We start from the raw sequence: 4287 nt of genomic DNA on the forward strand, positions 1-4287 counted from the left end.
GTTTCATGATGCAAATTAAAAAAATCACCAGTCCCCGCTACACCGAGTCCGGTGCGATTGACTGCGACGTGCTGTTTGAAGGAATGGAAGACCCGCTTCCGTACACAGCCACGCCAGAAGACACCGCGACGACAGGTCAGCAAATCTGGCAGGAACTGCAAAGCGGCAAATGGGGAGAAATCGCCACGTTCACTGTCACGCCGGAACTTATCGCCGCGGCGAAGGATGCCAAAAAACGAGAAATCGAGCTCTGGCGCACAGAACAGGAAGCGCAGCCGTTCACGTTCGAATGGAACGGTCACGCCTGGAACGGCGGTGCAGACTCAATAAGTCGTATTGCGCCTGTGGCAATGGCTGCAAAGGTGGCAGGTACGCGGTCAACGCTTGGATGGGGGGATGCAGCAAATAACCTTGTCACACTGACAATGGCGCAGATTCAGGAGCTGGCAGCCGCGATGGCACAGGCGCAGATTGATCGCAATGACGAGATTTATCGCCGTCAGCGACAGATGAAGAACGTGCTGGATAGCCTTAATAATCTTGCCGACATCCGCGCTTTTCAGGCTGGAGAGTCAGAATGAAATGGGAAAAGGCAATTCTGCGCCCGTCAGCCATGAACATTAAATGCTCTGTGGTTTGCCTTCATCCATGGTCAGAAAATACCGGAAACATCAAACCATCGGGGCGTTATCTCAGCCCCGAAAATGCTGTATCTGCACTTTTACCCTATCTGAAAGAAAGCACAGAAAAAGACATTGTGGCGCTATTGTTTTGCGCTCCTTCTGCTGGCGAGTTTTTATCACTCGCCAGGCAATTTTCAGGCGCATTTCCATTGCCAGAGGTGGGGCGAATGTCCCGCATGATTTCCAGTCAACTTTCACTGGCCATCAGCAGAATGCAAATCCCCGCCAGACCGGCAACATCACTTCCGGAACCGATAATGCTGTCGACACAGACCACTCGCAGCATGTCGCTGGCAGCAACCATTGCACAGGCAGCCACTCCTGCCGCCACATCACCGGAAACATTGTCATCATCGCTGCATCAGTTCATGAATGCGAGAGATAAAGCCTTGCAGGAAATCGCTGATCAGCAGGCCGCACTCCGGCAAAAATTTTGCCCGGTGTGGCGCTTTTGCTACAAGGGAGCCCTTAGCCAGGCTGCAGTGCTGATACAAAAAAACATCCCACACCCCGAGTGGGTTTTTACAGCTGTGATGCTGTTCGTCGGCGATAATCTCTCATCACTAAGGGGAGCACTACATGACCCAGATGATTGTCCTTGCGCTTGACGGGGAAGCCATTCTGCTGCGCAACATCACCGTCAGCGCCACCATGCAACTACCGGACAAAGATATGTCCGGACAGTCAACCAGCACCACGAGCGCCCAGCAGGGAAACAAGGCTAAAGAGCTGCGCGTGTCGGGGGTTATTGATTTTAACGATGAAGCTATTCTGACCCGTATTTTTCAGCTTGCGGAGGCAACAGAAAGCAACGGTGCCAAAAAAACATATCGCATTGCTAACGCTACCGCGAAGGCAATCAATATGCGACAGGGGGTGTTTTCTGGTGGCATTGATGCCACGGAACAACAGGGAAAAATGCACTGGCAGATCACCTTTACTCTCAGGGAAAAATTAAGCGTGCCAGAGAAAGCATCCGCACGCAGCGGTTCGCAGAAAACCATCGCCAGACAGCAGACCCAGAATGGCAGCGAACAGGTACCAGACAAAGGCATGAATACGCAAAGTTCGTTCTGGAAAAAAATCAATGATGCCGTTGGCTCTGGTCTGGATGCTGTTGGCATCGGGAGCGTGAAAGAGGAAGGGAAAACATGAAATTGATACAACGCTGCATGATTAATGGCGAACGGGTGGAAATTGCCGATATAAGCCTTGTTCTTACCCTGAATGCTGCCGGTCGTGGCTTCATTTCTGTTAACAATCTGTCACCCGAACACAGCCTTGCCGGCGCAATGGTACAAATTGATCTCGGCCGTGACGGTGAAGCATGGCGCTATTTCTCCGGCTACATTGAGCGCGATCAACCTGCTGAAAATGGCTCACGTCGCCTTTTTATTCGTGAAGCGGCTGCTGTGCTGGATTTTGATTTCCCCTGCTCCATGCAACACCCGACGTTGCGGGGGGTACTCGATAATCTGGGGCGACAAAGCGGTATCGTTTTTATCACTCCGGATGCGGATTATGCCAGTATACCAACTCCCTACATCACCCACAGCGGCAGCGGAGCACAACTGCTCAGCCAACTGGGGCGAGCATTCAGTATCAGCGATTACGTCTGGCACCCTATGCCGGACGGTTCTGTATTTGTGGGAAGCGCAGCTGATTCACGATTTGCCAGTATTACAATGCCGGATATTCCGCAACAGTACACACTCGGGCAAAGCGGCGGAAACAGCATCGACATCATGTTTATGGAAACTGTGCGACCGGGCGTGAACCTACCGGCCGGGCGCATTACCCGTGTAGCCCTCAACAACGAGAAAATGACCCTGACATGGGAGCGCCTTACCGCCACGGGTAACCCTGTTTCCAAATCACCATTACGCAGACAAATGGAAACACAGTTCCCGGAACTGGCCAGCGGTACGCTACATACCCGGCTGGCGCGCGTCATTGCGCCAACGGAGCCCACCACCCTGGGCGATGTGGCCGACAGTTTCCGCCCACGCTACGCCGTCGATGTGCAGTTGCTTGATGAGAACGGCAACGATAAAAGCGATACGCCCGTTTACCCGGCAGTACCGCTCCCCGTCCCCATGGCTGGCAGTGAGGCGGGATGTTTTGCCTACCCGCCGGCTGGCACCATCGTGGAAATATCCAACATTGAAGGACGACCGGATAAACCTGTCATCAGGCAAATCTTACCCGCTGGTCATAACCTGCCTGATGTAAAGCCCGGCGAACAATTGCAACAACAGCGCGCAGAAGTGTTTCAGCGTGTCACGACTGACGGAAGCTGGCACAGAGAAACCGACCAGCAAATCAGGGAGCATTCAGCCAGGCGAACCATTAACAGCGATCAGGAAGAACGCACAACAACAACCAGAACAACAACAGTACAGGCAAACGACATAACCAGCGTTCTGGGAACCAGCAAGCTGATGACAGGTCAGACAGAACACATTACTACTGGCCATTATGCGATCGCAGCCGGTGAGCATATCCAGATGGTAGCGCAGGATTTGCTGACTAAACTCAAAGGGGCGACATCCACCATCGAGCATAACCTCACCGAAAACGTGGGAGGCCGCAGAACATGCCGGGCGGACGGCGGCCTGGAATTTACCGCCCCGACTGTATTTATTGGGCGCGGTGGCTCACGGGAAAAATCCGGACTTAATCTGCTGACGTTGTTGATTGATATTCTGGATCTGGTTCAGTTGCTGGCCACACACACTGCAAACCACACCCACAGCAACACTGGCGCACCAACAAACAGCAGCGAACTTGCCGCAGACGCCCAACAGGCTACGAGCCTGCGCGAAAAATACGGCGACCTTATCGCCTAATCACCGGGCATAAAATCCACATAAACGCCCCATCACGCAACGCACGGTTCAGGCCGTGCGTTTTCATATCTGCCACCTGATTAATGCGTTCTGCGTGCCATTCCGGCGCTGTATGCGCACACCACGTAAACGGTGTGACGTAAAGCGTGAGGTGACGTAAACCGCGCTACCCCCTCCAACCCGCGGGTTTTGTCTCGAAACACTTTTTCAGTTTTCTGCCGTGCAAAAATGACCGCCAGCCCGCGCAGCAACTGAGGGAAAAGCGAAGATCTGAAATTTCACGTTTTGAAATTTTTTGCAGTTTTCAGAGGGATTTTTACGATCTCATGAATGGCAAGAGAAAGAAAACAGGCTGATATTAAAAGAGTTTTTATACTTTACGTGGGACAAGACACGATCGCGAAAGGATCGCGTTAAACAACCCTCAAACAAAGAAGCCCGACGTAGCGCGGCCTGCGCAAAATCAAGAGTCAGAATTAAACTGAAAAAAGGATCAATACCGCGCCTCGATCGCACATGACGATCTACGCAGCAACAGGACGAAAAAAACCGGCGCGAACGCCGGCGGAAGCATGTATCAAATGCGTGACTGAATAATGTCTGCGGTCGGGAATTTTACATCAGAAGGCTGATAAGTCTCAACGGATTGAAACAAGGGAAAAAACCAGGCTAGAATTCGCGCGGGTGCCTTTCGGCTGATGGCTGGAGGGTAAACCCGAAGGCCGGATGTGGAAAGGCCCCGAGTCAACTTTAAC

General features: G+C 52.5%; 4 protein-coding genes. All 4 read left to right on the forward strand.

The annotated features are described in order from the left end of the window. Window positions 1–8: 8 nt before the first annotated feature. Genes EQY_RS0120190 through EQY_RS0120205 form a run of 4 tightly spaced genes read left to right on the forward strand, consistent with a single transcriptional unit; the run spans window position 9 to window position 3532 of the window. Window positions 9–581 (forward strand): DUF4376 domain-containing protein, encoded by a 573-nt coding sequence (locus EQY_RS0120190; protein ID WP_024212674.1) that lies wholly within the window; start codon window positions 9–11, stop codon window positions 579–581. Next, window positions 578–1291 carry a hypothetical protein gene (locus tag EQY_RS0120195; RefSeq protein WP_000870769.1) on the forward strand — a complete coding sequence of 238 codons (714 nt, stop codon included), beginning with the start codon at window positions 578–580 and terminating at the stop codon, window positions 1289–1291. The genes EQY_RS0120190 and EQY_RS0120195 overlap by 4 nt, the downstream gene beginning before the upstream one ends. Then, the gene (locus EQY_RS0120200; protein WP_000192892.1) at window positions 1263–1838 is read left to right on the forward strand and encodes a baseplate complex protein; all 576 of its coding nucleotides are present in this window, start codon (window positions 1263–1265) and stop codon (window positions 1836–1838) included. The genes EQY_RS0120195 and EQY_RS0120200 overlap by 29 nt, the downstream gene beginning before the upstream one ends. Beyond that, complete coding sequence (locus tag EQY_RS0120205) at window positions 1835–3532, forward strand: hypothetical protein (protein ID WP_000767300.1); 1698 nt, start codon at window positions 1835–1837, stop codon at window positions 3530–3532. The genes EQY_RS0120200 and EQY_RS0120205 overlap by 4 nt, the downstream gene beginning before the upstream one ends. Window positions 3533–4287 lie beyond the last annotated feature (755 nt).

Origin of the sequence: Escherichia sp. TW14182, assembly GCF_000208525.1 — a bacterium.
Lineage (GTDB): Bacteria > Pseudomonadota > Gammaproteobacteria > Enterobacterales > Enterobacteriaceae > Escherichia > Escherichia ruysiae.

Bases quoted from the DNA above. Each gene is read 5' to 3' on its own strand.
- EQY_RS0120190 (WP_024212674.1), top strand. From the start codon at position 9: ATGCAAATTAAAAAAATCACCAGTCCCCGCTACACCGAGTCCGGTGCG.
- EQY_RS0120195 (WP_000870769.1), top strand. From the start codon at position 578: ATGAAATGGGAAAAGGCAATTCTGCGCCCGTCAGCCATGAACATTAAA.
- EQY_RS0120200 (WP_000192892.1), top strand. From the start codon at position 1,263: ATGACCCAGATGATTGTCCTTGCGCTTGACGGGGAAGCCATTCTGCTG.
- EQY_RS0120205 (WP_000767300.1), top strand. From the start codon at position 1,835: ATGAAATTGATACAACGCTGCATGATTAATGGCGAACGGGTGGAAATT.